General features: G+C 66.7%; 16 protein-coding genes, 1 tRNA gene and 2 pseudogenes. 8 read left to right on the forward strand and 11 right to left on the reverse strand.

Going from position 1 to position 24,553, the window contains the following annotated elements; genetic code table 11:
- The 4 genes from ACIQXM_RS01410 to ACIQXM_RS01425 form a co-directional block, all read right to left on the reverse strand.
- A complete protein-coding gene (locus ACIQXM_RS01410; protein WP_400926511.1) occupies positions 1-609 on the reverse strand; it encodes a 50S ribosomal protein L25/general stress protein Ctc in 609 nt (202 codons plus the stop codon).
- Between the two features lie 295 nt (positions 610-904).
- Positions 905-1,888 carry a ribose-phosphate diphosphokinase gene (locus ACIQXM_RS01415; RefSeq protein ID WP_400926514.1) on the reverse strand — a complete coding sequence of 328 codons (984 nt, stop codon included), beginning with the start codon at positions 1,886-1,888 and terminating at the stop codon, positions 905-907.
- On the reverse strand, positions 1,888-3,399 hold the full coding sequence (glmU, locus tag ACIQXM_RS01420) for a bifunctional UDP-N-acetylglucosamine diphosphorylase/glucosamine-1-phosphate N-acetyltransferase GlmU (RefSeq protein WP_400926517.1): 1,512 nt from the start codon (positions 3,397-3,399) through the stop codon (positions 1,888-1,890). Before glmU ends, ACIQXM_RS01415 begins: the two co-directional genes overlap by 1 nt.
- A 72-nt stretch (positions 3,400-3,471) precedes the next feature.
- Positions 3,472-3,543 (reverse strand) — tRNA-Gln (locus tag ACIQXM_RS01425).
- Between the two features lie 199 nt (positions 3,544-3,742).
- On the opposite strand from ACIQXM_RS01425, the pseudogene ACIQXM_RS01430 reads away from it, so the two are divergent.
- Positions 3,743-4,330: pseudogene (locus ACIQXM_RS01430) on the forward strand (TetR/AcrR family transcriptional regulator); the annotation flags it as partial.
- A 51-nt stretch (positions 4,331-4,381) separates the two neighbouring features.
- Positions 4,382-4,768 (forward strand): annotated as a pseudogene (locus tag ACIQXM_RS01435) (NUDIX domain-containing protein); the annotation flags it as partial.
- A 417-nt stretch (positions 4,769-5,185) separates the two neighbouring features.
- On the opposite strand, the gene ACIQXM_RS01440 reads toward ACIQXM_RS01435, so the two are convergent.
- The 3 genes from ACIQXM_RS01440 to rsmA all read right to left on the reverse strand — a co-directional run bounded on the left by ACIQXM_RS01440 (position 5,186) and on the right by rsmA (position 9,120).
- Positions 5,186-7,051, reverse strand: a complete 1,866-nt coding sequence (locus ACIQXM_RS01440; RefSeq protein WP_400926520.1) for an ABC-F family ATP-binding cassette domain-containing protein — start codon at positions 7,049-7,051, stop codon at positions 5,186-5,188.
- A 63-nt stretch (positions 7,052-7,114) separates the two neighbouring features.
- Positions 7,115-8,095 carry a 4-(cytidine 5'-diphospho)-2-C-methyl-D-erythritol kinase gene (locus tag ACIQXM_RS01445; protein ID WP_400926523.1) on the reverse strand — a complete coding sequence of 327 codons (981 nt, stop codon included), beginning with the start codon at positions 8,093-8,095 and terminating at the stop codon, positions 7,115-7,117.
- Between the two features lie 65 nt (positions 8,096-8,160).
- Positions 8,161-9,120, reverse strand: coding sequence for a 16S rRNA (adenine(1518)-N(6)/adenine(1519)-N(6))-dimethyltransferase RsmA (gene rsmA / locus ACIQXM_RS01450; protein ID WP_400926526.1), 960 nt, complete (start codon positions 9,118-9,120; stop codon positions 8,161-8,163).
- Between the two features lie 254 nt (positions 9,121-9,374).
- On the opposite strand from rsmA, the gene ACIQXM_RS01455 reads away from it, so the two are divergent.
- The gene (locus ACIQXM_RS01455; protein WP_400926529.1) at positions 9,375-10,628 is read left to right on the forward strand and encodes an XRE family transcriptional regulator; all 1,254 of its coding nucleotides are present in this window, start codon (positions 9,375-9,377) and stop codon (positions 10,626-10,628) included.
- Positions 10,629-10,693: 65 nt separating this feature from the next.
- Here the strand turns inward: ACIQXM_RS01455 and ACIQXM_RS01460 are convergent, their stop codons facing one another.
- Entirely contained in the window at positions 10,694-11,848 is a 1,155-nt protein-coding gene (locus ACIQXM_RS01460) for a transglycosylase family protein (RefSeq protein WP_400926532.1), read from the reverse strand.
- Positions 11,849-12,220: 372 nt separating this feature from the next.
- Positions 12,221-13,123, reverse strand: coding sequence for a TatD family hydrolase (locus ACIQXM_RS01465; protein ID WP_400926534.1), 903 nt, complete (start codon positions 13,121-13,123; stop codon positions 12,221-12,223).
- 138 nt (positions 13,124-13,261) lie between these two features.
- Here ACIQXM_RS01465 and ACIQXM_RS01470 point away from each other — a divergent pair, with 138 nt between their 5' ends.
- From ACIQXM_RS01470 to ACIQXM_RS01480, 3 genes are read left to right on the forward strand one after another with little or no spacing between them, the layout of a single operon-like run.
- Complete coding sequence (locus ACIQXM_RS01470; RefSeq protein ID WP_400926537.1) at positions 13,262-14,335, forward strand: AAA family ATPase; 1,074 nt, start codon at positions 13,262-13,264, stop codon at positions 14,333-14,335.
- A 48-nt stretch (positions 14,336-14,383) separates the two neighbouring features.
- Positions 14,384-15,820 carry a DUF58 domain-containing protein gene (locus ACIQXM_RS01475; RefSeq protein ID WP_400926540.1) on the forward strand — a complete coding sequence of 479 codons (1,437 nt, stop codon included), beginning with the start codon at positions 14,384-14,386 and terminating at the stop codon, positions 15,818-15,820.
- A 5-nt stretch (positions 15,821-15,825) separates the two neighbouring features.
- Complete coding sequence (locus tag ACIQXM_RS01480) at positions 15,826-18,270, forward strand: DUF3488 and DUF4129 domain-containing transglutaminase family protein (RefSeq protein ID WP_400927703.1); 2,445 nt, start codon at positions 15,826-15,828, stop codon at positions 18,268-18,270.
- A gap of 93 nt (positions 18,271-18,363) precedes the next feature.
- On the opposite strand, the gene ACIQXM_RS01485 is transcribed toward ACIQXM_RS01480, so the two are convergent.
- Positions 18,364-19,845 (reverse strand): NAD-dependent succinate-semialdehyde dehydrogenase, encoded by a 1,482-nt coding sequence (locus ACIQXM_RS01485; RefSeq protein ID WP_400926543.1) that lies wholly within the window; start codon positions 19,843-19,845, stop codon positions 18,364-18,366.
- 156 nt (positions 19,846-20,001) lie between these two features.
- Positions 20,002-20,928: a 16S rRNA (cytidine(1402)-2'-O)-methyltransferase gene (rsmI, locus tag ACIQXM_RS01490; protein WP_400926546.1), complete on the reverse strand. Its 927-nt coding sequence runs from the start codon at positions 20,926-20,928 to the stop codon at positions 20,002-20,004.
- A gap of 69 nt (positions 20,929-20,997) precedes the next feature.
- Here rsmI and ACIQXM_RS01495 point away from each other — a divergent pair, with 69 nt between their 5' ends.
- Both ACIQXM_RS01495 and ACIQXM_RS01500 read left to right on the forward strand, forming a co-directional pair.
- Positions 20,998-22,623, forward strand: coding sequence for a dolichyl-phosphate-mannose--protein mannosyltransferase (locus tag ACIQXM_RS01495; RefSeq protein WP_400926549.1), 1,626 nt, complete (start codon positions 20,998-21,000; stop codon positions 22,621-22,623).
- 41 nt (positions 22,624-22,664) lie between these two features.
- A complete protein-coding gene (locus tag ACIQXM_RS01500) occupies positions 22,665-24,479 on the forward strand; it encodes an AMP-dependent synthetase/ligase (protein ID WP_400926552.1) in 1,815 nt (604 codons plus the stop codon).
- Positions 24,480-24,553: the final 74 nt, after the last annotated feature.

Here is a 24,553-nt window from a genome sequence, read left to right on the forward strand (position 1 = left end):
TTAGACCTCTGCGTTAACTTCGGCAGCTGCAACGGCGATCTCGTCGTCAGACGGCGTGCCCAGGTCCTGTGCAACGGACTCGGAGATGTTGATGACCATGGTCTCGGGGTCCAGCAGCAGCTCAACGCCGGCCGGCAGTTCCAGGTCCTTGGCGTAGATGTGCTCGCCGGCCGTGCGGCCTTCGATGCTGACCACGATGGTTTCCGGCAGGTTGGTGGCATCTGCGGCAACCAGGACAGTGTTGGCTTCCTGGTTGAAGACGGAGCCGCCCGGTGCCAGTTCGCCCTCAACGTGAACGTTGACCTCAACCTCAACCTTTTCGCCCTTGCGGACGGTCAGGAGGTCGATGTGCTCGATGATCTGCTTGATCGGATCGCGCTGGATGTCCTTGGCCAGGGCCAGGTGGGACTCGCCGTCGACGTCGATTTCCAGCAGGGCGTTGGACGTGCGGACTGCCAGGGTGGTTGCCTTGGCCGGCAGCAGGATGTGCATGACCTCGGCGCCGTGGCCGTAGATGACTGCGGGGATCATGTTGGCAACGCGTGCCTTGCGGGCTGCACCCTTGCCGAATTCGGTGCGGACGGTTCCTGCGAGCTTCTGCTCAGACATTTCAAACTCCTGATATTGGATGTTCCGTGGTTGCCGGGACGAAGGCGCCGGTTATGGGAACAGCGCTGCAGTTCGCTGATCCAGTGATCAGTGCGTTGCAGTCAGAAGTTGCCAGCCACCGTCGATAACGGAGTACTGCCCGAATTTTTTCGGGCCTCTCCCTCGCCTAGGCATCGCAGACAATCCTACCAGCACAGCGCTGCCCGTCCGAACCACGGCCCCGAAAGGAGCGGAAGGTTGGACGGGCAGCGCAGGTGGTGCCGTTATTTGATTGGAGATGCCGCAGCGGAAGGAGTTAGGCCTTGCCGTCGAACAGGCTGGTGACGGAACCGTCTTCGAAGACTTCCTTGATGGCCCGGGCAATCAGCGGTGCGATGGAAAGGACAGTCAGCTGTTCAAAGCGCTTTGCCGCGGGGATCGGCAGCGTATTGGTGACCACCACTTCGCGGGCACCGGACTCGGCCAGCGTGCGCGCGGCGGGATCAGAGAACACGGCGTGGGTGGCAGCAATGATGACGTCCTTGGCACCGGCTTCCTTGAGGACACGCACGGCTCCGGCGATGGTTCCGCCGGTGTCGATCATGTCATCGATGAGCACGCAGGTGCGGCCGGCAACCTGGCCCACAACCTGCTTGGACACGGCCTGGTTGGGAACCGTCAGGTCGCGGCTCTTGTGCACGAAGGCCAGCGGGGAGCCGCCGAGGCGCTCGGCCCACTGCTCGGCAACGCGGACGCGGCCGGTGTCCGGGGACACCACGGTGACGTTGGAGACGTCCACGCGGGTGCGGATGTAGTCGGCCAGCAGCGGGATGGCCATCAGGTGGTCCACGGGGCCGTCGAAGAAGCCCTGGATCTGCGAGGTGTGCAGGTCAACGCTCATGATGCGGTCCGCGCCGGCGGTCTTGTACAGGTCCGCGATCAGGCGGGCGGAGATCGGCTCGCGGCCGCGGCCCTTCTTGTCCTGGCGGGCGTACGGATAGAAGGGCGATACGACGGTAATGCGCTTGGCGGAGGCCCGCTTCAGTGCGTCAACGGTGATCAGCTGTTCCATCAGCCAGTTGTTCATCGGGGCCGGATGGGCCTGGATGACAAAGGCATCGGTTCCGCGGACGCTTTCTCCGGGGCGGACGTAGATCTCGCCGTTGGCGAAGTCGTAGGAAGCCAGCGGAAGCAGGTCCGTGTCGAGACAGCGTGCAATTTCCTCGGCCAGCTCCGGGTGTGCCCGGCCGGTGGCAAGGACAAGCTTCTTTTCACCTTGTGCGGTGATTTCGCTGCTCATTAATGATCGCTTTCTCGCGTGGGGGTATCAGTTTCTGAGGAGGTTTTGGAAGCGGCCGCCGCTGCAGCATCGGCTGCGGCTGTGCCGGGACGGTTGGTCAGCACCCAGCCGTCGAGGTTGCGCTGAGGCGCCACGTTGATGGCCAGGGAACCGGCCGGAACATCCTTGCGGACCACAGTTCCAGCTCCACTGTACGCGCCGTCGCCCACTGTAACGGGGGCCACATACATGTTGTCGCTGCCCATCCGCACGTGGGATCCGATGGTCGTATGGTGCTTGTTTACGCCGTCGTAGTTCACGAAAACGGATGCGGCGCCGATGTTGGACTGCTCACCGATAGTGGCATCCCCCACATAGGAAAGATGCGGAACCTTGGAGCCTGCACCGATCTCCGCGTTCTTGGTTTCCACGAAGGTGCCGATCTTGCCCTTGGCACCCAGGACGGTGCCGGGGCGCAGGTAGGCGAAGGGGCCGACGTCGGACCCGGCGCCGAGGCGCGCGTCGGAGCCGTGGGTACGCACCACTTTGGCGCCCTCCCCCACGATCACGTTGGTGAGGGTGGTGTCCGGGCCGACGACGGCGTCGCGTGCCACGGTGGTGGTGCCGTGCAACTGGGTGCCGGGCAGGATGGTGACGTCCTCGTCCAGGGTGACGGAGGCATCGATCCAGGTGGTGGCCGGGTCCGCAATGGTGACGCCGGCGCGCATCCAGCGGACGAGGTTGCGGCGGTTGTGTTCGGCGTTCAGGGCAGCGAGCTGGACGCGGTCATTGGCGCCCTCCACCTGCCAGAAATCACCGGTAACGACGGCGGCGACCCGTCCGCCGCGGCCGCGGGCAATGCCGAGCACGTCGGTCAGGTACATCTCGCCCTGGGAGTTGTCCGAGGTCACTTCCGACAGCGCGGCGCGCAGCACGGCGGCGTCAAAAGCGTAGATGCCGGAGTTGATTTCGGTGATGGCGCGCTGGGCGTCGTCGGCGTCCTTGTGTTCCACGATGGCCGTGACGGTGCCGTCTTCGGCGCGCAGGATCCGGCCGTAGCCGGTGGGGTCCTCCAGCCGGGCGGTGAGGACGGTGACGGCGTTGCCATCGAGTTCATGCACGGCCACGAGTTCGCGGAGGGTGTCTGCCTCCAGCAGGGGAACATCGCCGTAGGTAACAACGACTGTGCCAACCAGTTCGTTGAAGGCCTCCAGCGCCTGCAGCGCCACCTGGACGGCCCGTCCGGTCCCGGGAATTTCATCCTGGTCCACGATCACGGCCTCCGGCGCGGCGGCCGTAACGTGCTCGGCCACCCGGTCCCGCTCGTGCCGGACCACCACGGCGAGGGCGCGCGGTGCCAGTGCCTGTGCGGCGGCCAGGGCATGGCCCACCATGGAGGTTCCCCCTACGGGGTGAAGAATTTTGGGTGTCCGCGATTTCATCCGCGTGCCGGCTCCCGCCGCCAGGACGATAACCGCTGCGGGCCCGCCGCCGCGGGAGCTCTCTGTGGATTCAAGATCCTGTGTGGTCACGGAAAAGCGCTCCTGTGGTGGTACGGCCGCTGGTGGGGGCTGCAGACCGGTCCTGGCCCGGTTCTCATGCCGTTCCGCCCATAGGATTCGAACCTATACTCCACGGCTCCAAAGGCCGGGGTGCTGCCATTACACCAGGGCGGAAAATGTGCCGGTTGCCCCGCACACAAGAGTTTAGTTTGCCATGCCGGCTGATGCCCGCGCGACTTGGGCCCCCGGCAGGTGTTCCACGCGCCGCGTCCGTGAGCCGTGCGGCAGCGGTTTTGCGGCCGGATTGACCGAAGTTTGCAGGCCTTAGACTGTGGGAGTGGCAAGAAATCCGGCGGCAGGCGCCCGCCTTCGCATGACCGGCGTGCAGCGGCGCGCACAGCTGATTGAGGTGGCTCGGGGGATGTTCGCCCTGCGCGGCCTCGACGGAGCAACCATCGAGGACATTGCCGCTGCGGCAGGCGTCTCCAAACCGGTGGTCTACGAACACTTCGGTTCCAAAGAGGCGCTCTACACCGAAGTGGTGGACGCCGAATTCAACCGGCTGCTCGCCGTCATCACCGACGCACTGGGAGCCGACGCCGGTCCCCGGATCCTGATTGAACGTGCGGCCTACGCGCTGCTGGACTATATCGAATGTCACACCGACGGGTTCCGCATCCTGGTCCGGGACGCCCCGCCGTCGCAGCCTGAAGGCACCTTTGCCACACTGCTCTCCCAAGTCACGGGCGATGTGGAGCACATCCTGGCCAAGGAGTTCAGCAACCGGGGACTCAGCGCAGAAGTGGGCGGCATGTATGCGCAGATGCTGGTGGGGATGGTTGCGATGACCGGCCAGTGGTGGCTGGATGCCCGCACCCCGGACAAGGCAACCGTGGCAGCGCATCTGGTGAACCTGTCCTGGAACGGTCTCACCGGACTGCAAAAGGATCCGGAGCTTCGACACATGCAGCAGGCCGTTCCGCAGGTCCTCACGCTCTCAGCCGTGCTCGTCCGCGATGCGGCCGGGCGGATCCTTCTGGTCCGCAAGCGCGGAACCGGCAAGTTCATGCAGCCCGGCGGCAAGTTGGAACCAGGTGAATCGTTCAGCGCCGCCGCGGTTCGGGAGATGCAGGAAGAACTGGGGCTCTCGGTTTCGGAGTCGGACCTGGAAGCGCTCGGCGACTGGTACGGCCCTGCCGCGAACGAAGAAAACACCTTCATTGACGCCGGACTCTTTGCGTACACGCTTCCGGCGGACGGTGCGTCCGCCGACCAACCGGTGGCCGCTGCCGAGATTGAGGAACTGGTCTGGATGGATCCGGCCCAGGCGCTGGAACGCGACGACATTGCACCGCTGCTGCGCGAGCACATCCTGCCGCAGCTGCTGGCCGGGGCCTGAGCGGGCCGTTCCCGGGATCCTTCGTGCAGCTCCCGGGTCCAACCCGGCCACCCTGAAATCCTTCGTGCAGCTCCCGGCCCCAAAACGGCCACCCCGAGATCCTTCGTGCAGCTCCCGGGTCCAAACCGGCCACTCCGAAATCCTTCGTACAGCTCCCGGGCTCAAAACGGCTGATTTCTCCGCTTTGAGCCCGGGAGCTGCCCTATGGAATTATCCAAACCCCGTTATCTGCACACAGGATTTTCGTGTCGTGTAGACGCGGACTGTTACGCACAGGGCCACCGAGAGTCGCGATTATGCCCTTCCCAGCGCACCAAAGCGGCAAGATCGCCACGCTCGAGGAGCCAAAGCGGCATGATCGCCACACTCGGCGCCCCGGCGCCCCAGAGCCCCGGAGCCCCGGAGCACGCCGAAACGCTACTCGAGCTTTTCCGACGCCTCGAGCCACTGCATTTCCAGGTCCTCCTGATCGGCCGCCAGCGACTGCAGCTTCTTGTTCAGCTCGGCCAGCTGCTCAAAGTCCGCTCCGCCGGATTTCTCCGTGGCGGCCGTCATCTGTGCGTTGACCTTTTCCACCTGCTGCTTCAGCTTGGACATCTGCCGGTCAATGCGGGTCAGGTCCTTCTTGGCAATCCTCTTCTCCGCCTCGGAGGCACCGGAGGCCACCGCCGTCGCAACCCCGCTGCCGGAGCCCGGACGCGAGGACCCGGCCGCTGCCGCGCGGGCAGCCTGCGAGGATCCGCGGGCCGCCGTCGACGCCGAAGAGTTGGCCACCAGGGCTGCGTTGCGCAGCTCAAGGTACTGGTCCACTCCGCCGGGAAGGCCGCGCAGCTTGCCGTCACCCAGCAGGGCCATCTGATGGTCGGTGACACGCTCCAGCAGGTACCGGTCGTGCGAGACCACCACGAGGGTGCCGGGCCAGCCGTCCAGGACGTCTTCCACGGCAGCCAGGGTGTCGGTGTCCAGATCGTTGGTGGGCTCATCGAGCATCAGCACGTTGGGCTCACCCACGAGCAGGCGCAGCAGCTGCAGGCGGCGGCGCTCACCGCCGGACAGTTCCTTCACGGGGGTCCACTGGCGCTGGGCGTTGAAGCCCAGCTGCTCCACGAGCTGGCCGGCGGAAAGTTCCCGGCCGCCCACGCTGAAGACCCGCTTCTCGTTTTCGATGACCTCGATGACGCGCATGTCCGCCACCTCGTCGAGTTCCTTGACTTCCTGCGTCAGCACGGCCGTCTGCACGGTGGTGCCGCGCTTCAGCCGGCCCTTCGTCGGCTCGATTTCGCCGTTGAGCAGGCGCAGCAGCGTGGTCTTGCCCGCGCCGTTGACGCCCACCAGGCCGAGCCGTTCCCCCGGTGCCAGCCGCAGGGTGACGTTCTTGAACAGTTCCGTGTCGCCCAGGGTCAGGGACACTTCCTCAAGGTCCAGGACGTCCTTGCCCAGGCGGGCGGTGGCCATCTTGTTCAGTGACAGGGTGTCGCGGGGTTCGGGCACATCGGCAATGAGGTTGTTGGCCGCCTCGATGCGGAACTTGGGCTTGGCGGTGCGGGCCGGCGCGCCGCGGCGCAGCCAGGCCAATTCCTTCTTGACCAGCTGCTGGCGCTTGCCCTCCACCACGTTGGCCATGCGGTCACGCTCGGCGCGGGCCAGCACATACGCGGCGTAACCGCCGTCGAACGGATCGATCACGGCGTCGTGCACTTCCCAGGTGCGCGTGCAGATTTCGTCCAGGAACCACCGGTCGTGGGTTACGACCAGCAGGCCGCCGGCATCGGCGCGCCAGCGGTTCTTCAGGTGCTGGGCCAGCCACGCCACGCCTTCCACGTCCAAGTGGTTGGTGGGCTCATCCAGCATGACGACGTCGTCGTCCCCGGTCAGCAGCTTGGCCAGGGCCACACGGCGCTTCTGCCCGCCGGACAGCGAGGAGACGGAGGCGTTCCAATCCACTTCCTGGATCAGTCCGCTCATGACGTCGCGGATGCGGGCATTGGACGCCCACTCGTAGTCAGCGGCGTCGCCCACGATGGCCTGGCCAACAGTAAGGTCGCCGTCGAGCACGTCGGACTGGTCCAGGTAGCCCACGGTGACATCGCGGCGGCGGGTGACGCGGCCTTCATCGGGGGTCTGCCGCTCGGCCAGCAGGCGCATCAGGGTGGACTTGCCGTCACCGTTGCGCCCGACGACGCCGATGCGGTCCCCCTCTTCCAGGCCCAGGGAAACCCCGTCCAGGATGGTGCGGGTGCCAAAGGAAATGCTGAGGTTCTCAGCACCAAGCAGGTGTGCCAATCGGTACTACTTTCTTGAAGTGTCGGTGGGTTTTTATCAGTGATGTTTTTGAGGCGGGTACAGTCAGCCGACGACGGCGGGCAGCAGCCGGGCGCCCGGCGCCGGCCCCTCGACGGCGAGGGCCCGGTGGCCCCCTCCACGCAGTGCCGCTTCCAGCTTCCCCGCAGCGCCGGCGTCTTCCGCCAGGAAGGCGACGGTGGGTCCGGAGCCGGACACCATGCCGGCTAGGGCGCCGAGCCGTTCGCCGGTGCTCAGCAGGTCCGCCAGTTCCGGAGCCAGCCGGAGCGCGGCCGCTTGCAGGTCATTGGAAATAACGGCTGCCAGCTCCCGGGCATTCCCGGACCGCATCGCGGCGAGGACGGCCGGATCGACTTCCGCCGGTTCCTCGGCCTGTTCCTGCGCTTCTGCGCGGAGGGCATCGAGTGCACCGTAGACGGCCGGCGTGGAGAGCCCGGAGTCGGAGGCCACCAGCACCCAGTGCAGCGGCGTCTTGGAAATGGCCGGGGTGAGGCGGTCCCCCACGCCCAGGCCGACGGCGGTGCCGCCGAGGAGGGAAAAGGGAACGTCAGCGCCGAGGCCGGCGGCAATGCCCGCCAGCTCTTCGCGGGACAGGTGCGTGTTCCACAGGGCGTCGCACGCAACGAGTGCGGCAGCGGCGTCGGCGGAACCGCCGCCCATGCCGCCTGCTACGGGAACCCGCTTGGTGATGTGCAGGTGCACCCCGGTGGGGTTTTCGGCGTAGCCTGCCAGCGCCTGGGCGGCACGGGCCGCCAGGTTGTCCGGTCCCAGCGGGATGTCGGCCACCGGAATATGCAGGGGGCCGTCACTGTCCACCGTGACCGTGATGCCGGGAGCCTCGGTGGCCGTCGCCTGCACCTCTTCGAACAGCGAGACAGCCAGGTACACGCTGGCGACGCCGTGGTAGCCGTCGGGGCGGAGGGGGCCGACGCGCAGGGATGCGTTGATCTTCCCCGGGGCCCGCACGCGCACGGACGCGGGGGCTGCCGGCGGGGCCGATGAGGATGAAAACTTCGCTGCGCTCATATCTTCCAACTTAGAGGAAGGGCGGTCCCCGCCGTTAATGCAGCCCTTCCGGTGCCGGTGTGCGCTTACTGGTGCGGGGCGCCGCCGGCAGGAGATGCGCCGCTGGCCGGAGTCGTGCCGTTTTCCGGAGCTTCGGCGTCCTGGGGAGCCTCAGCGTGTTTGGATTCGGCAATCCGCGCGAACGCGGTGATGTCGATGACCTCGCCGCGGGCACGCGGATCAACACCGGCTGCGCGGAGCGCGTTCTCCGCCTGGGCCGGGCTGCCTGCCCAGCCGGCCAGTGCCGCTCGCAGGGTCTTCCGCCGCTGGGCAAATGCGGCGTCAATGACGGCGAAGACCTCTTCACGGCTGGCGGTGGTGGGCAGCGGCTCGTGCCGGGTGAAGCCGACCAGGCCGGACGCAATCTTGGGTGCGGGCCAGAAGACGTTCATGCCGATCACCCCGGCCTTGCGCATGGTGGTGTACCAGGCAGCCTTGACCGAGGGCACGCCGTAGACCTTGGATCCGGGTACTGCGGCCAGCCGGTCCGCCACTTCGTCCTGGACCATGACCAGCCCGTGCTGCAGCGAAGGGAAGCGTTCCAGCAGGTGCAGCACCACAGGCACCGCCACGTTGTAGGGAAGGTTGGCCACGAGCGCGGTGGGTTCCACCGGAAGTTCCGTAATGCGCATGGCATCGCCGAGGACCACGTGCAGCTGGTCAGCCTTCTCCGGCCGCCAGGACGCGACGGTGGCCGGCAGGCGTTCAGCCAGCACCGGATCAATTTCGACGGCGACCACGGACTGGGCCGCGTCCAGCAGCCCCAGCGTGAGGGATCCGAGGCCGGGACCGACTTCCAGGACCGTCTCTTCCGGGCCGACGCCGGCGGCTGCGACGATCCGCCGGATGGTGTTGCCGTCAATCACGAAGTTCTGGCCGAGGGTCTTGGTGGGGCGGACTCCCAGTTCCTCGGCCAGGGCGCGGATGTCAGTGGCACCCAGCAGCGGTTTGACCTGGGGACGGGAAGCGGAGGGGGATTCAGTCACTTAGCAATACTAGCCGAGTGCAGGCCGCGGGCAGGGGCCGCTCCCCCTGTTCCGCCGGCCATCTGATGCCCTCCTTTGGCAGGGCTGACCGGCGGTTATGTCCGCGCGTCCGCACTCGGACTGCCTGCCGGTACCTGTCTTCCTGCTGTTCGCTTCCAGAATGGGCGAGCGCTCTGCCGACGCCCGGACGGGGTCGGTAGCATCGCTGCAGGGCCCCAAATATTTCCCGCAGTCCAGGATGGACGGATATCAGCATGGGCAATACGTTTGGAATTCGGCTGGGGGAAGCGCGCCGTGAACGGCGGCTCACCCAGGAAGAGCTTGGCGGCGATGTGATCCGGGCACGTGATGTATCCCAGCTCGAAAAAGGACGCCGTGAACCCGCCGGCGGTGCCGTCCGTTTCCTGGCTGATCGGCTTTCCGCCGTCCCGGGGTATCCCCTTCCCCGGCCGGGAGCGGACAGCCGCATCTTTCTGGCGCTCTCGGCAGCACAGGCCTGGGACGAACGCGACTACCTCACCGCGCGTCGTTATTCCCGGCTGGCCGCGGACGAGGCGCTGGCCGGGGACGAGCCCAATGAATGGTGGGAAATGGCCTTCATGGCGGCGGCCTGCCTGGGGCGGCTGCACGACTATTTCCGGTGCATGGCCGAGGCGGAAACACTTGCCCGGCACCCCCTGGCAGCGCAGGACCAGCCGCTGCGCCCGGAGGCCGAGACTTTGCTGGCCGTTGCCTGCCGCGGCGCAGGCAGATTGCCCGAGGCCGTTCTCCATGCCCGGCGTGCGCTGGAACTGGGCCTGTCCCTGAGGCTCGGGGTGGACCAGCTGACCGAGGTGTACTCCGTGCTGATAGGTGCGCTGTCCGAAAGCGGGCTGCAGGAGGAAGCATGGGGGCACTGCCGAGCCCTGCTGATTCCTCTGCTGGAAGCGGCAACGGATCCGCAGCGGGCCGGAAAAGGGTACTGGGAAGTAGGGAATGTGGCGTTCCGCCGCGGCGACGTTGCTGCGGGCCTCCGCCACTACGCCAAAGCCCAGACTCTTCTGACTCCGGATGCGGACTTGGAGGTGTGGAGCGCGTTCAACCGCACTTCGGCCTCCATTCGCCTGGCTGCGGGACTGCACGACGCCGCCACGCACGAGTGCATGGTGCATGCCGAAACAGCGCTGTCAGTAATGGGCGGTACCGAGGAAGACGAGCTGGAGGACCTGCACAGCCGCGGGCGGTGGCTGCAGCTGTGCGGCGATCACGGCTCTGCGGTGAAGGTGCTGGCTGAGGTTTACGGCCGCCGGGCTGCCCTCACTCCGCAGGGCGGAGCGGAAGTGGCACTGCACCTCGGGCTGAGCCGAGCGGCATTGGGAAGCAGGGAAGAGGCGGCGCAGCTTCTGGAGGCGAGTGCGGCTGCTTTCCTGGCAGCCGGGGCGCTGGACCGTGCCGGCCACGCGGCCCGGCTGGCCGACCAGGCACGCGGCGGTGATGCAGTGGGGTTAAACGAAAGGACCGGAGCCTGATTCCAGGTCCGGTCCTTTCACTGAGCTGTTCCGCCCAGGCTGCCGGCTGAGGGGCAGCTTCTGGTTTAGAGCAGTCCGAGCTTGGCGGCGCAGGCCGGCCAATGACCCCAGCCGCCGTTGGCCCGCAGCTTTTCAGCCACAGCGATCTGCTGCTCGGGGGTGGCCTCTGCGGCAATCGGGGCATACTGGCCGCCGCCGGCACCGAGCCAGCTGGAAACGCTGAACTGCAGTCCGCCGGAGTAACCGTTGCCGGTGTTGATGTGCCAGTCGCCGCCGGACTCGCACTGGGCCAGTGCAGCCCAGGTGCCGCCCGCGGGTGCCGCTCCGCCCGGTGCCGGTGCTTCCGGTGCAGGCGCTGCGGGTGCTGCAGGCGCCGGTGCGTCGGGAGTTGCAGGCTTTGCCGGGGCTGCAGGAGCCGGTGCAGTTTCCTTCTTCTTTGTGCCAACGGCAATCTTTGCCGCAACCGGTTCCCGGGAAACGCTTTCGCTGACCAGGGTGCGGCTGGCCTCACGGCCGTCCACCATTACGGTCTCAAAGACTTTGACCTTCTCCCCCGGAGTTCCTTCAACCGTCACCTTTTCCTCGCCCTCATCAAGGAGCGGGTCGGATACCTGGGTGGTCTCAAACGGGAGGGCTTCGGTAACAGTGTCCTTCTGCCCGGTCTGCACACGGGTGACCTTCAGGACCATGCCGTCCACAAGCGCAGCAGATTCGGGGGCTGAAACCCGGTCCTCCGCAGCAAGCTTGACGCCTGCCTGCCTGAGCACGTCGGTTACCGTCTCCGCGGTGGTGGAGCGGTCGTACGGGGCGCCGTCGATCACGATGGTGACCGTTTTCGGGGTGGAGATGGACAGCTTGTCATCCATTCCGGCGAGCGATGTGTCCAGCGCCGCTGAAACGGCGGAGTTGGCGGAGACCCGCAGTTCGGACACCAGGTCCGCCACGGTCTGCCCGGTGGTGCTGACGGTGGTCTCTTCGCCGTCGAGGGTCAGGTCCACGTTCTTGGCCTTGAAGACTTCAATGGTGGTTCCGTCGGTGACCTCGGTTCCCAGATCAGGGAGGACCTTGTCAGCCTCGGTCACGGAAACGTCCGCCTTTTCAAGGACTTCGGCTACGGTTCCGCCGAAGGTCTTGACGTTGCTGCTGGCGCCGTCGACGCTTAACACAACGGATTTGTTGGTGCCGACAAAGGCCACCAGTCCCAGAATGAGCGCGACCATCACAACGGCCTGCCCGGTGAGTTTCAACCCACGCCTCACAAATGCATTTGCCACGGAATCCCAAACGTTCACAGTTTCCGGGCACGGGGATCAGGGCGCGTGGCAGCCGATGCCCCCGGATCTCACGGGGCGACTCTTTGCGCAGGCAAGGAACCTCTGCCGAAACCGGGCACAGATGTATTGCGGTGCTTCACGCGAAGCAGGCGCACAACTGTCTACAGGACGGTGTGTGGTTCGATATCAGTTCCGGTGCCTTCCCCGACCCCGGCTAATAGGTCCTTACCGTAATCGAACCGTGATGTGAGGGCAACCCGGGGTTTTGGCCGTCCAAGTAGTCCGTTCCGTCCCCGGGGATCGCCGGCACCGCGGAAACTAGTTCCAGTCGCCGTAGACCCGGACCGTGTTCGCCACCAGGTCCGACCCCAGTTCGGCGAGGTCCGCACCGAGCTCGGCGGCCATGAAACGGACGGTGTAGGGCACCATGTAACTGGCATTGGGACGGCCGCGGAACGGATGCGGAGTCAGGAACGGCGAGTCTGTTTCCACCAGCAGCAGCCGGCGGTCAGCCACCGCGAGCGCTTCCCGGAGGTTCCCTGCATTCTTGAAGGTAACCGTCCCGGCGAAGGACATGTTCCAGCCCCGCTCGTTGCAGATCCGGGCCAGCTCCGCGTCGCCGGAGAAACAGTGGAACACCACTTTCTCCGGGGCACCTTCTTCTTCCAGCACGCGCACAACGTCCTCGTGCGCATCCCGGTCATGGATCTGCAGGGCCAGGCCAAGCCGCTTGGCAATGTCAATATGCCGGCGGAAGGAATACTGCTGGCGTTCGACGCCGTCGGAACCGGTGCGGAAATAGTCCAGTCCCGTTTCTCCAATGCCCCGCACCCGTGGGTGCCGGGCCAGCTCTTCAATTTCCGTCAGTGCCGTTTCCAGAGTTCCTTCGGCAGCCAGGACCGGAGCGTCGTTGGGATGAATGGCCACCGCTCCCAGCAGCCGCGGCTCCTCGTCCAGGATCTGCACGGTGTAGCGGGAGGACTCAAGGTCAGTCCCCACCTGGACCGCGCCGCGCACCCCCGCAGCCTGGGCGGCATCCATAGCCGCGCGGACTCCCGCGGTGCCGGCCTTGCCCGGAGCGAAGTCCAGGTGTGTATGGTTATCGATCACGGGCACCGGAAGCGGTTCAGGACCCGGAGGGTAAGGCTTTCCGCTCTCCGATCCAAAGTCCAGATAAGCCGCAGGGATATCGCCCGGAACGTAAGCACTGTCATTACACATGTCTTTAACCCTAAGTGAGCTTGTAACCTGTATTCACGCGAGGCTGCTGCCCTACGGGGCGGAAGGCCGTCATGTTGCACCACGGGTCCCTGACCACCGGGTTCGGGGCTGCGATCCCCCGAGGCTTGGAAGGTATCCATGGACGCTCGAAATCCAGCAGCAGCCGCCCCCTTTGAGACGGATTCCCCCGGCGCCGCGGCACCCGTATCGCCGGTTTCCTGGGCCCGTGCTCCCGGGGCCGTGCAGGATGCGGACACCTTCCATGAGGCAGCCTCGGGCATCCTTTCCGCTGTCAGCACGGTGATTGACGGTAAGAAAGAAGCGGCCATGCTGGTGCTGACCGTTCTCCTCGCCCAAGGCCATGTGCTGCTGGAAGACGTTCCCGGTGTGGGAAAAACCCTGCTCGCCAAGACCCTAGCCCGGACCATTGACTGTTCCGTCAGCCGGATCCAGTTCACCCCGGACCTGCTGCCCTCCGACGTCACGGGCGTCTCCATCTACAACCAGGACGCCCACCGGTTCGAATTCCGCCAGGGCCCCATTTTCGCAAACATCGTGATCGGCGATGAAATCAACCGGGCCTCTGCAAAGACCCAGTCAGCCCTGCTCGAATGCATGGAGGAACGGCAGGTCACCGTGGACGGCGGCACCTATCGGCTGGCCGAGCCGTTCATGGTGGTGGCCACCCAGAATCCAATCGAGATGGAAGGCACCTACCCGCTTCCCGAGGCGCAGCGCGACCGCTTCATGGCCCGCATCTCCATGGGCTACCCGGACACGGCATCCGAAATAGAGATGCTGGAGTCCCACCAGTCCACGTCCCCCCTGGACAAGGTGGGCGCCGTCGTCGACGTCCGTGATGTTGCCGCCATGACTGCCCGGGTGCGGGACATCTTTGTTTCCGCCGCGGTGAAGGAATACACGGTCGCCATTGGGCAGGCCACCCGCGAGCATGCGCATCTGCGCCTCGGAGCCAGCCCCCGCGCCCTGCTGCAGCTGCTGCGTGCGGCAAAGGCGCATGCAGCCCTGGCCGGCCGCGACTTTGTCCTGCCCGACGACATTTCGCATCTGGCTGACGCCGTCCTCGCCCACCGCCTGATCCTGGACCGCAAGGCAGCCAGCTCCGGTGACACCCCCTCGGACCTGCTGGCCCATTTGCTGTCCCGGGTACCCGTGCCGCGCAGTCCCGCCGGTGAACGAATGCGGCGCTAACCGGCAGTTCAGCCCGCACCACCCGGCACGACCCTTCGGGAAGGCTCCATGGACTTCGCTACTACCGCCCGGCTGCTGACTCCGCGCGGCTGGGGCCTTATTCTGGCCGGCGTCGCCGCGCTGCTGACCGCCCAGATCATGGGGCGCCGCGACATACTGGTGCTGGCCGTCTTTCTCCTGGCCCTGCCGCTGCTTTCAGCGCTGGCGCTGCGGATGGTCAAGCCCGTCATCGACGTGGAACGCACATTCAATCCGGTCACGGTGGAGACGGGCGTTCCCGTCCGGGTCACCCTCTCGCTGCGGCCGCCCCGGCCGGTGCGGCAAAGCGCCGCCATGCGCGAAGGGCTGCCGCTGCGCTTCGGCGAGAGCCCGGTGTTCCGCTTTCCGGCCCGCAGTCCGGATTTCGACGGCGCCAGCACCTATGAATACCAGCTGCGGTCAGCGCGGCGCGGCATGTTCGTCATCGGCCCGGTGACGGCCGAGTTCACCGATTTGTTTGGCCTCTCCCGGCGGCTGCACACTCTGGGCTCCACGCATCCCCTGGTGGTTTCCCCGGCGCCCAGGGAACTGCCTGTCTCGGTGCTGGGCGGACCGCGCGGGGCGGAGGGATCAGTCTTCAGTCCGCGCCGGGGCAGCCCGAGCGAGGACGATGTGTCCACCCGCGAATACCGTGCCGGAGATCCGATGCGCCGGGTGCACTGGGCCGCCACCGCCCGGCACGGAGAACTGATGGTCCGGCAGGAAGAACCCGTCACCTCCCCCAGCGCCACCCTCCTGCTGGATGCCCGGGAGCCCGGTTATGCCAGCCGCTTTGGCTCCTCGGCGTGGATGGGACCGGCCGGCGGCAACGGACTGTCCACCTCCGAGTCCTTCGAATGGGCCGTGACCGCTGCCGTCTCAGAAGCCGCGTATCTGGTGGACCACGGTTATTCACTGCATCTTGTGGATGCCTATGCCCGCCCCGGGCTGGCCCGCTCGCCGTCCGCCCCCTACCCCGCTCAGCGCGATTTCAGCGGGCCTGCGGGGCTGCAGGACCTCGCGGACGGGCTCGCAGCGCTGGAGCTGGAGCCCGGCTCCCCGGATCGCCAGGACGACGCCGACGACGCAGCCCGTGCCCGGCGCCGTGCACGCAGCACAACGCCGGGCGCGGCACCCGTGCCGGATCCCCGAGGAGCCTTTGGGGCCGCCCTCCTGGACTCACTGGCCCAGCGCCGCCGCGGTCCCCTGCTGGCAGTTCTGGGACGGCTGAGCCCTGAAGACGCCGCGCGGCTGGCACCGGCCGCCGACTACTCCACCCGGGCCTGCGCCGTCCTGGTGGCGGACCGGCTGCAGGATGCGGCGCAGGCCCTGGCCATCCTGCGCTCCGGCGGCTGGGAAGCAGTGGCAGCAACACCTGAATCTGATCTGGCACAAACCTGGGCCGCCTTTGGCTCCGCTCCCGTTATGCCTGTTCCTGCAACCCGCCCACGGGAGGATCGTCCGTGACCGCAATGCTCTCCCGTACCTCGTCCAGCGTTCCACCCCCTCAGCAGCCCGCAGCGCGGTCCCACCGGCCCCGGGCGCCCTGGGACTGGACGTCCGCCGGAGCGAGCATCGCGGCAGTCCTTCTGTGCACCATTAGCCTGCACGGGGTCTTTGACGGCTGGTCCTGGCTCCCGCCGATGGCCCTCACCACCATCGTTGTGGTTTCGGCGATGGCAGCGGCACGCCGGTTCCGGTTCCCCATCGCCCTGGTGCCGGCCGCGGGCCTTGCAGCGCTCGTCGTCGTGCTGACCTGGCTGTTCGCGGCCCCCACGGCTTTCCTTGGCCTGCTGCCCACCGGCGGATCGCTGCACCGGGTCAGCCAGCTGATCACCGAGGCCCAGGCCACCATCATGAACCAGGTGCCTCCCGTGCTGTCCGATCCCGGGATCGTGTTCATCGCGTGTCTTGGCACCGGACTGATTGCCCTGCTGGTGGATACGCTGGCCACCACGCTGCGCATGCCGGCGGCGAGCGGACTGGGGCTGCTGTCCCTGCTGATTGCTCCGGCCGTACTGAAGCCCGAGAGTGTAGGCGCGGTTCCGTTTCTCCTGGCTGCCGCCGGCTACCTGATTCTCCTGGCCAACGGCACGTGGCAGGAGCGGCCGCGCAGCGGAAACGATGCCGTTCTTACCCCGCCGCGAAGCCAGGTGGGCACGGCGGCGGGAATCGGTGCAGCCGCTCTTGTGGTGGCGCTGGCACTGCCCGCAGCGCTCCCGGGGTTTACTCAGGGCTCGTTTCCGCAGGGCTCCCGGCTGAACATCTGGACGGGCCAGTCCGGGCTGAACCCTGTGGTGGCTTTGGGCGCGGACCTGCGCCAGCCCTCGGCCGCGGGGCGGATCCGGTACGCCACCGATTCCAAGCAGCCGGTCTATCTGCGGTCCACCACGCTGGAAGATTTCTCCGGCCGGCGCTGGGCGCCCGATCTGCGTGAGGACAGCAGGCGCGGCGGTCTGCAGGACATGGCCCCGGCGGAGGGCAGCACTTCACCGGCGGGAGCTTCCGTCTACACCACGCGGGTCAAGTCCGCGTCCTATGCCAGCCCGTGGCTGCTGGCCCCGTACGCGCCGCTGCGGGTGTCCGGGGCGAACGGAAAGTACAGCTGGGATCCAAAGACCATGACGGTCATCGCCGAAGAAAACAAGAGCAGGCCCGGCCTGGACTACGAGGTGCAAAGCTTTGCCCTCGATGTGTCCACAGCTTCCCTGCAGGCTGTCAGGCCGTCATCCACCAATGCAGTGGATCCGATCTTCACGTCCCTCCCGGACAACCTGCCGGCCAGCATCCGGGACGCCTCCGCGGAAGCCACCAAGGACGCCGTGGGCCCGTATGAGCAGGCCATGGCCATCCAGGCCTTCCTGCGCGGGAACCAGTTCAGCTACTCCCTGGACGCACCGGTGGATGGCGGCTATGACGGCAACGGCATTGATGTCCTGGACCGGTTCCTGCAGGAAAAGTCCGGCTACTGCGTGCATTTTGCCGCAGCCATGGCCGTCATGGCCCGGGAAGCGGGCATTCCCAGCCGCATGGCCCTGGGTTTTGCGCCGGGCCGGTCCACCGGCGAATCCAGCACCGGTGACAGAGGGCAGGAGCTTAGGGAATATGAGGTCGATTCCCGCGACGCCCACGCCTGGCCGGAACTGTATTTCGACGGCGTGGGCTGGGTGCGGTTTGAGCCCACTCCCTCCCGCGGTTCGGTCCCCTCCTACGCGTTGGCGCCGCTGCCCAACCTTGCCCAGACGCGCGACGACGAGGACGACGATCTCCGCAGCCTGAATCCTGCGGTCCCGGGATCCACGCCCCAGCGTTCCACCGAGGCAGCTGCCCCGGCCCCTGCCGCACCGGCTCAGCCTGAGCAGACCGAGGTAGGACGGTATGCCGGAGTGGGCCTGGGGCTGGCCGTCGCGGCCGCCGCCCTGCTGAGCCCCTGGATGCTGCGCCGGCGCAGGCACAGCCTCCGCCGCCGCGCCGTGGTCACCGCCGGGACGGCCCCGGGAAGTTCGGGAAGTTTGAGACGTTCACAGAGCCCCGGAGCGGGGTATCCAAGCGGAGCGCCCGCCGCGCTGGCGTGGGATGAAGCAGCAGACACCGGCGTGGACTACGGCTATGTGCCGCAGAAATCGGAGTCTCCGCGCGCATATGCGCAGCGGCTCGCGGCCGAGGCAGGGCTGCCGGAAAACGCCGCCGGTGCCATGGAAAACCTTCGGGCGGCCTACGAACGCGCTGTTTACGCCGCACCCCGCGCCGGAGCCCCGGACGCCGTCTCCTCCGCCGGTCCCGCAGACAACCAGCGGGACCGGCTCTGGGAGGACGTTGAAGCAGTGCAGGCCGGGCTTGCTGCATCAGCGTCCAGGGGCGCGCGGCTGCGTGCACGCTTCTTCCCTGCATCGCTCGCGTCCAGGTTCCGCCGCTAGCCGGGACCGGCCGGCGGCGGAACCTCCCTCATTCGAGGACCTGTCCGGTCCGAACGGACTTGCCCTGCGGACCTGACCCGGTCCGCGGATCTGCTAGTCCGCGGTGGGGTCGGCGATGCCGATGTACTGCGTGTAGAGGTATTCTTCGATGCCTTCGGCGCCGCCTTCGCGCCCCAGACCGGACTGCTTCACGCCGCCGAACGGTGCTGCAGCGTTGGAAACAACGCCGGCGTTAAGGCCGAGCATGCCGGTTTCCAGCAACTCTCCGATCCGCAGGCCCCGGTTCAGGTCCTCCGTGAAGACATATGCAACCAGGCCATATTCGGTGTTGTTGGCCAGGGCCACGGCTTCCTCCTCGGTGGAGAAAGTGACAATCGGGGCTACCGGGCCAAAGATTTCCTCCTTGAGGATCCGGGCATCGGCAGACACGTTCTTCAGCACCGTGGGCTGGTAGAAGTACCCCGGCCCGTCCACCGGTGCGCCGCCCACCACTGCCTCGGCACCGCCGTCGACCGCGTCCGAGACCAGGGCGTGCACCTTGTCACGGGACTTGGCGTCAATCAGCGGACCGATCTTGGACTCGTCCTCGGTGCCGCGTGCCGTGGTCATGGCCCCTACCTTGGCCGCGAACTTCTCGGCGAACTCATCGGCAACGGACTCGTGCACAATGAAGCGGTTTGCTGCGGTGCAGGCCTCGCCCATGTTCCGCAGCTTGGCGGCCATGGCACCGGTCACGGCCTTGTCCATGTCCGCGTCCTCGAAGACCACAAACGGAGCGTTGCCGCCGAGCTCCATGGAGGTGCGCAGCACCCGTTCCGCGGCGTCACGGATCAGGCCCTGGCCCACGGGGGTGGAGCCGGTGAAGGAGACCTTGCGCAGGCGCTCGTCCTTCATGATCGGACCGGTGACCTCACCGGCGGAGGTGGTGGACACCACGTTCAGGACGCCGGCGGGCAGCCCGGCTTCGAGCATCACGGCAGCAAAAAGCTGGGAGGTCAGCGGGGTGAGCTTGGCCGGCTTGAGCACCATGGTGCAGCCTGCGGCCACAGCGGGGGCGATCTTGCGGGTGGCCATGGCCAGGGGGAAGTTCCACGGGGTGATCAGCAGGCAGGGTCCCACCGGCTTCTTGTTCACCATCAGCCGGGACTTGCCGTCCGGGGAGGTGCCGTAGCGGCCGGAAATCCGGACGGCTTCCTCGGAGAACCAGCGCAGGAATTCGGCGCCGTAGGCAACTTCGCCCCGGGCCTCGGCCAGCGGCTTCCCCATTTCCAGGGTCATCAGCAGGGCAAAGTCTTCCGCCCGTTCGGTGACCAGGTCAAAGGCGCGGCGCAGGATTTCCCCGCGTTCCCGCGGTGCTGTCTTGGCCCAGGAGTCCTGTGCAGCGGCGGCCGCGTCCATGGCCAGGGCGCCGTCTTCGGCACTGGCGTCGGCGATGCTCAGCAGCACCTTGCCGGTGGCGGGGTCTTCGACGTCAAAAGTCTTGCCGCCGGCAGCATCCCTCCACTCGCCGTTGATCAACAGGCCGGTGGGAACGCGGGCCAGCAGTTCGGCTTCGCGGTCAGCGGTAATACCCATGGGATGCCTCCAAGATTGACGTCATTGCCCGGGCCGGAAAAGCCCGTTATCTGTGTTCACCGTATGCGCGTTCCGAGGGGGCTGTAAATACGGAAGTGCACCATGGGAACGGGCTGCCGCTGTGCAGTTGGCTAAAAGGAAAGGACGTGGTTGTACCTAGGCCCGGGCTGCCAGCACAGCCGAATAGAGTTCACGCTTGCTGATCCGGGCATCCTCCGCCACGGTGGCCACGGCATCCTTGAGCCGTGCGCCCTGGGCCACCAGTCCGTTCACCGCAGCCACATGGTCCTCCGGCAGCTCCGGCGCGGCTTCACCGGCTCCGGCCACGACGACGGCGATCTCGCCGCGGATCTCGGCCGCCTCGGCCCATTCCAGCAGTTCGCGCAGCGGAGCGCGGAGCACCTGCTCGTGCAGCTTGGTCAGCTCGCGGGCGACGGCGGCCCGGCGGTCCCCGCCGAACGCAGCGTCCAGCGCACGCAGCATGGGCTCCAGGCGGTGCGGGGCCTCGAAGAACACCATGGTGCGCTGTTCACCGGCCAGTTCCGCCAGCCGGGCACTGCGCTCACCGGCCTTGCGGGGCAGGAAGCCTTCAAAGCAGAAGCGGTCGGTCGGCAGCCCGGACAGTGCCAGGGCGGTCAAGACGGCCGACGGACCCGGCGCCGCGGTAACGGTCAGGCCTTCCTTTGCAGCCGCCTCCACCAGCCGGAAGCCGGGATCGGAGACAGCCGGCATACCGGCGTCGGTCACCATCAGCAAGGTGGCGCCGCCCCGCACCATCTCCAGCAGATCCGCAGTGCGGGTTGCCTCATTGTGCTCGTGGTAGCTGATGATCTTGCCGGTGGTGGTGATCTTCAGGGCCGAGACCAGGCGGTGCAGGCGGCGGGTGTCCTCGGCAGCGATGACGTCGGCGGTCTCCAGCAGCGCGATCAAACGGTTGGTGGCGTCCCCCATGTTGCCGATGGGCGTGGCGGCCAGGACAATCTGTCCGCCGCCGGTGCCGGCGGCAGCGCCGGCCTTGCCGCCGTCGTGCTGGGTGCTTTTGGAGGTGTCCGGGCCGGGAGTCTGCTTGCTGGAATTCACCATCTAACCCTACGCGAGTTGGGGACACCGCACGCCCGGCCGCCCCGATAGAGTGGGCGGGTGAACCCGACCGTGAGCGAGACTCCAGCCGCCGGAGCAGCACCGCTGGTGCAGGATCCTCGTGACGCCTTCAGCTTCTCCCAGCTGCGCAACAGGCTGCTGGGCTGGGCGCCGGGCACCACGCTCACGCTGGGCATATGGGGCTGGCTCCTGCCGCTCATCTCTGCCGTGATCGGCGCCGTGCTGCGCTTTGTCCGGCTGGGGGAACCCCGTTCGCTGGTCTTTGACGAGACGTACTACGTCAAGGACGCCTACTCCTATCTGGTCTCCGGCTACGAACGGCAGTGGCCAGAAAATGCGAACGATTCCTTCAACTCGGGCATCCCCGACGTGTTGCTGACCGACCCGGAATACGTGGTGCATCCGCCGGTCGGAAAGTGGATGATCGCCGCGGGGATGGCGCTTTTCGGATCGGACAACAGTTTTGGCTGGCGCTTCTCCGCCGCACTGACGGGCACCCTGACCGTCCTGTTGGTGGGCCTGATTGCCGTCCGGCTGTTCCGCTCCCCGCTGCTGGGCGGGGTGGCCGGACTGCTCCTGGCAGTAGACGGCCACCATCTGGTGCTCTCGCGTGCCTCGCTGCTGGATGTTTTCCTGGCCTTCTGGCTGGTGGCCGCCTTCGGCGCCCTGCTGCTGGACCGCGACGACGGCCGGCGGCGGCTCGCGCGCGCCCTCGCCGCCCGCCCGGGAGGCGGCCCGCCGTCGTCGGACGCCCTGATGTACGGACCGTGGCTGCTCTGGCGCCCCTGGCGCCTGGCCGCGGGAATCTGCCTGGGTCTGGCGGTGGGAACCAAGTGGTCCGCGCTGGCCTTTGTTGCAGTCTTTGGCCTGATGACCGTGCTGTGGGACGTCAACGCCCGCCGCGTCGCGGGCATCCGGTCATGGCCCGCTGCCGGACTCTTCAAGGACGGGGTGCCCGCGTTCTTCACCGTCATTCCCGCGGCGGCTTTGACCTACCTGGCGTCCTGGGCCGGCTGGCTTCGCTCCACCGGCGCGTACGGACGGAACTGGGCGCAGGACCACCCATCGGATACCTGGGGCTGGCTGCCGGACTGGCTGCGGTCGCTCGCGGAGTACCACCGCAGCGCGTACGTCTTCCACAACGGGCTCAGTTCCGACCATGACTACGAAGCCAGCCCCTGGACCTGGCTGGTCATGGGCCGCCCCACGTCCTTCTTCTACGAATCCGCAACCAACGGCGTCAGCGGGTGCACGCTGGACAGCTGCTCCACGGCCATCACCTCGGTGGGCAATCCGCTGATCTGGTGGTCCGCCGCCGTGTCCCTGCTGGTTCTGCTCTTTTGCTGGCTGGGCCGCCGTGACTGGCGGGCCGGGGCCATCCTCGCCGGGATCGCGGCGGGCTATCTTCCCTGGTTCGCGTATCCGGAACGCACCACGTTCTTCTTCTATGCCGTTTCCTTTGAGCCGTTCCTGATCCTCGCCCTGACCTATGTGCTGGGGCTGATTCTGGGACCCGATTCCGCCCCGAAACTGCGCAGATTCACCGGTGCGGCAGTGGTTGCGCTCTTCGTCCTGGCGGCCGTTTTGGTGTCCGCATTCTTCTTTCCGGTCTGGACGGCCGAAACAATCCCGTATTCTGACTGGCGGCTCCGCATGTGGATGCGCAGCTGGATTTAGTCTCATTACCCATGTGCCCTGCACAGAAAGAGAGGCCAACGGTGCGCGAATCCGCCACTGATTTACTGGTCCATCTCCCCGAGAAGTCGAACATCACTGACATCCTGGTGGGACTGCATGCAAAGACCCCCAACCATCCCCTGTTCTCGCTGAAGAGTGACGGCGGCTGGAAAGACATCACTGCCGATGACTTCCTGACCTCCGTAAGTGCACTGGCCAAGGGCCTGATCGGCCTCGGGGTGAAGCCCGGCGACAGCGTGGCTGTCATGTCCAAGACATGCTACGAGTGGACCCTCGTGGACCTCGCCGTGTGGTTTGCCGGTGCCGTCACCGTGCCCATTTATGAAACCTCATCCCCCTCGCAGGTGGAGTGGATCCTGGAAGACTCCGGCGCAGCCCACGTCTTTGTCCAGGATGCCCGCAAAGCCGCGATCGTTTCGGCTGCTGCGGATTCCGGAGATTTTGACGTCTCCCTGTGGATGATGAAGGCCGACGGCGCAGAAGCCTCCTTTGCCGGGCTCATCGCGGCGGGCGCAGATGTTGACGATGACCGCCTCGAAGCGGCACGGACCGTGGCCGGACTTCAGTCCGTAGCCTCCATGGTCTACACCTCCGGAACCACGGGACGGCCCAAGGGCTGCGAAATCACGCACGGCAACTTTGCCCTGTTTGGCGTGAACATCGTGGAGTTCCTTCCGGAAATGCTCAAGGCCAAGGACGTCAGCACGCTGATGTTCCTGCCGCTGGCCCATGTGCTGGCACGCGCCGTCCAGGTGGGCTGCCTGGCAGCCGGAGTGCGGGTGGGCCACTCCGGCAGCGCCTCGGACCTGATGGGCGATCTGAAGAGCTTCCAGCCGACCTTCCTGCTGGCCGTACCCCGGATCTTCGAGAAGATCTACGCCGGAGCCCAGCAGTCCGCGGAAGCGGCCGGCAAGGGCAAGCTGTTCACGGCTGCCGCGGACACCGCCGTCGCATACTCCACGGCCCAGGATTCCGCAGCCCGCGGCGGCAAGGGACCTTCCCTGGCCCTGAAAGCGCGCCACGCCTTCTTCGACAAGACGCTCTATCCCAAGGTCCGCAACGCCTTCGGCGGCAAGGCGGCCTTTGCCATCAGCGGCGCTTCTGCCCTGAGCCCGCAGCTCTCGCACTTCTTCCGGGGCGCGGGTGTCATGGTGCTGGAAGGTTACGGCCTAACCGAAACCACGGCACCGGCAACGGTAAACACCGTCCCGCTGGCCCGCGTGGGCTCAGTGGGGCTGCCGCTGCCCGGCAGCCGGATCCGCATTGCCGACGACGGCGAAGTCCTGATCGGCGGTGCAGGTGTCTTCAAGGGGTACCACAACAACCCTGAAGCCAACGCTGCCGCTTTCAGCGGCGAGTGGTTCCATTCCGGCGACGTCGGTTCCCTGGACGACGACGGTTTCCTGACCATCACCGGCCGGAAGAAGGACATCCTGGTCACCGCAGGCGGCAAGAACGTTGCCCCGGGTCCCCTTGAGGAGAAAATCCGTGAGCACCGCCTGGTGTCCCAGGTGGTGGTTGTGGGCGAAGGACGCCCGTTCGTGACGGCGCTGCTCACCCTGGATGAAGACGCACTGGCAGCGTGGGGACGGGAAAACGGCTCATCCACGACGCCCGCATCCGCCGGAGATGATCCCCGCATCCGCGCAGCACTGCAGGAAGCCGTGGACGCAGCCAATGCCACGGTTTCCCAGGCGGAGCAAATCCGGAAGTTCGCCGTCCTGCCCAAGGACTTCTCGCTGGAGTCCGGCCATCTGACGGCAACCCTGAAGCTGCGACGCAATGCAGTGATTGCCGATTACTCCGCTGAGGTGGAGAAGCTCTACGTCAAGTAGGAGTTCTGGCCGCACAAAAAACTGCACGTCCCCCAAGCGGGAACGTGCAGTTTTTTTGTTGTGCTGTGTGATGC

Origin of the sequence: Arthrobacter sp. NPDC097144, assembly GCF_044762205.1 — a bacterium.
Classification (GTDB): domain Bacteria; phylum Actinomycetota; class Actinomycetes; order Actinomycetales; family Micrococcaceae; genus Arthrobacter_B.

Coding starts and splice junctions, on each gene's coding strand:
- ACIQXM_RS01410 (WP_400926511.1), bottom strand. CDS start 609: ATGTCTGAGCAGAAGCTCGCAGGAACCGTCCGCACCGAATTCGGCAAG.
- ACIQXM_RS01415 (WP_400926514.1), bottom strand. CDS start 1,888: ATGAGCAGCGAAATCACCGCACAAGGTGAAAAGAAGCTTGTCCTTGCC.
- ACIQXM_RS01445 (WP_400926523.1), bottom strand. CDS start 8,095: ATGAGCGCAGCGAAGTTTTCATCCTCATCGGCCCCGCCGGCAGCCCCC.
- ACIQXM_RS01455 (WP_400926529.1), top strand. CDS start 9,375: ATGGGCAATACGTTTGGAATTCGGCTGGGGGAAGCGCGCCGTGAACGG.
- ACIQXM_RS01460 (WP_400926532.1), bottom strand. CDS start 11,848: ATGGTCGCGCTCATTCTGGGACTGGTGGCCTTTGTCGGCACCAACAAA.
- ACIQXM_RS01465 (WP_400926534.1), bottom strand. CDS start 13,123: ATGTGTAATGACAGTGCTTACGTTCCGGGCGATATCCCTGCGGCTTAT.
- ACIQXM_RS01470 (WP_400926537.1), top strand. CDS start 13,262: ATGGACGCTCGAAATCCAGCAGCAGCCGCCCCCTTTGAGACGGATTCC.
- ACIQXM_RS01475 (WP_400926540.1), top strand. CDS start 14,384: ATGGACTTCGCTACTACCGCCCGGCTGCTGACTCCGCGCGGCTGGGGC.
- ACIQXM_RS01480 (WP_400927703.1), top strand. CDS start 15,826: ATGCTCTCCCGTACCTCGTCCAGCGTTCCACCCCCTCAGCAGCCCGCA.
- ACIQXM_RS01485 (WP_400926543.1), bottom strand. CDS start 19,845: ATGGGTATTACCGCTGACCGCGAAGCCGAACTGCTGGCCCGCGTTCCC.
- rsmI (WP_400926546.1), bottom strand. CDS start 20,928: ATGGTGAATTCCAGCAAGCAGACTCCCGGCCCGGACACCTCCAAAAGC.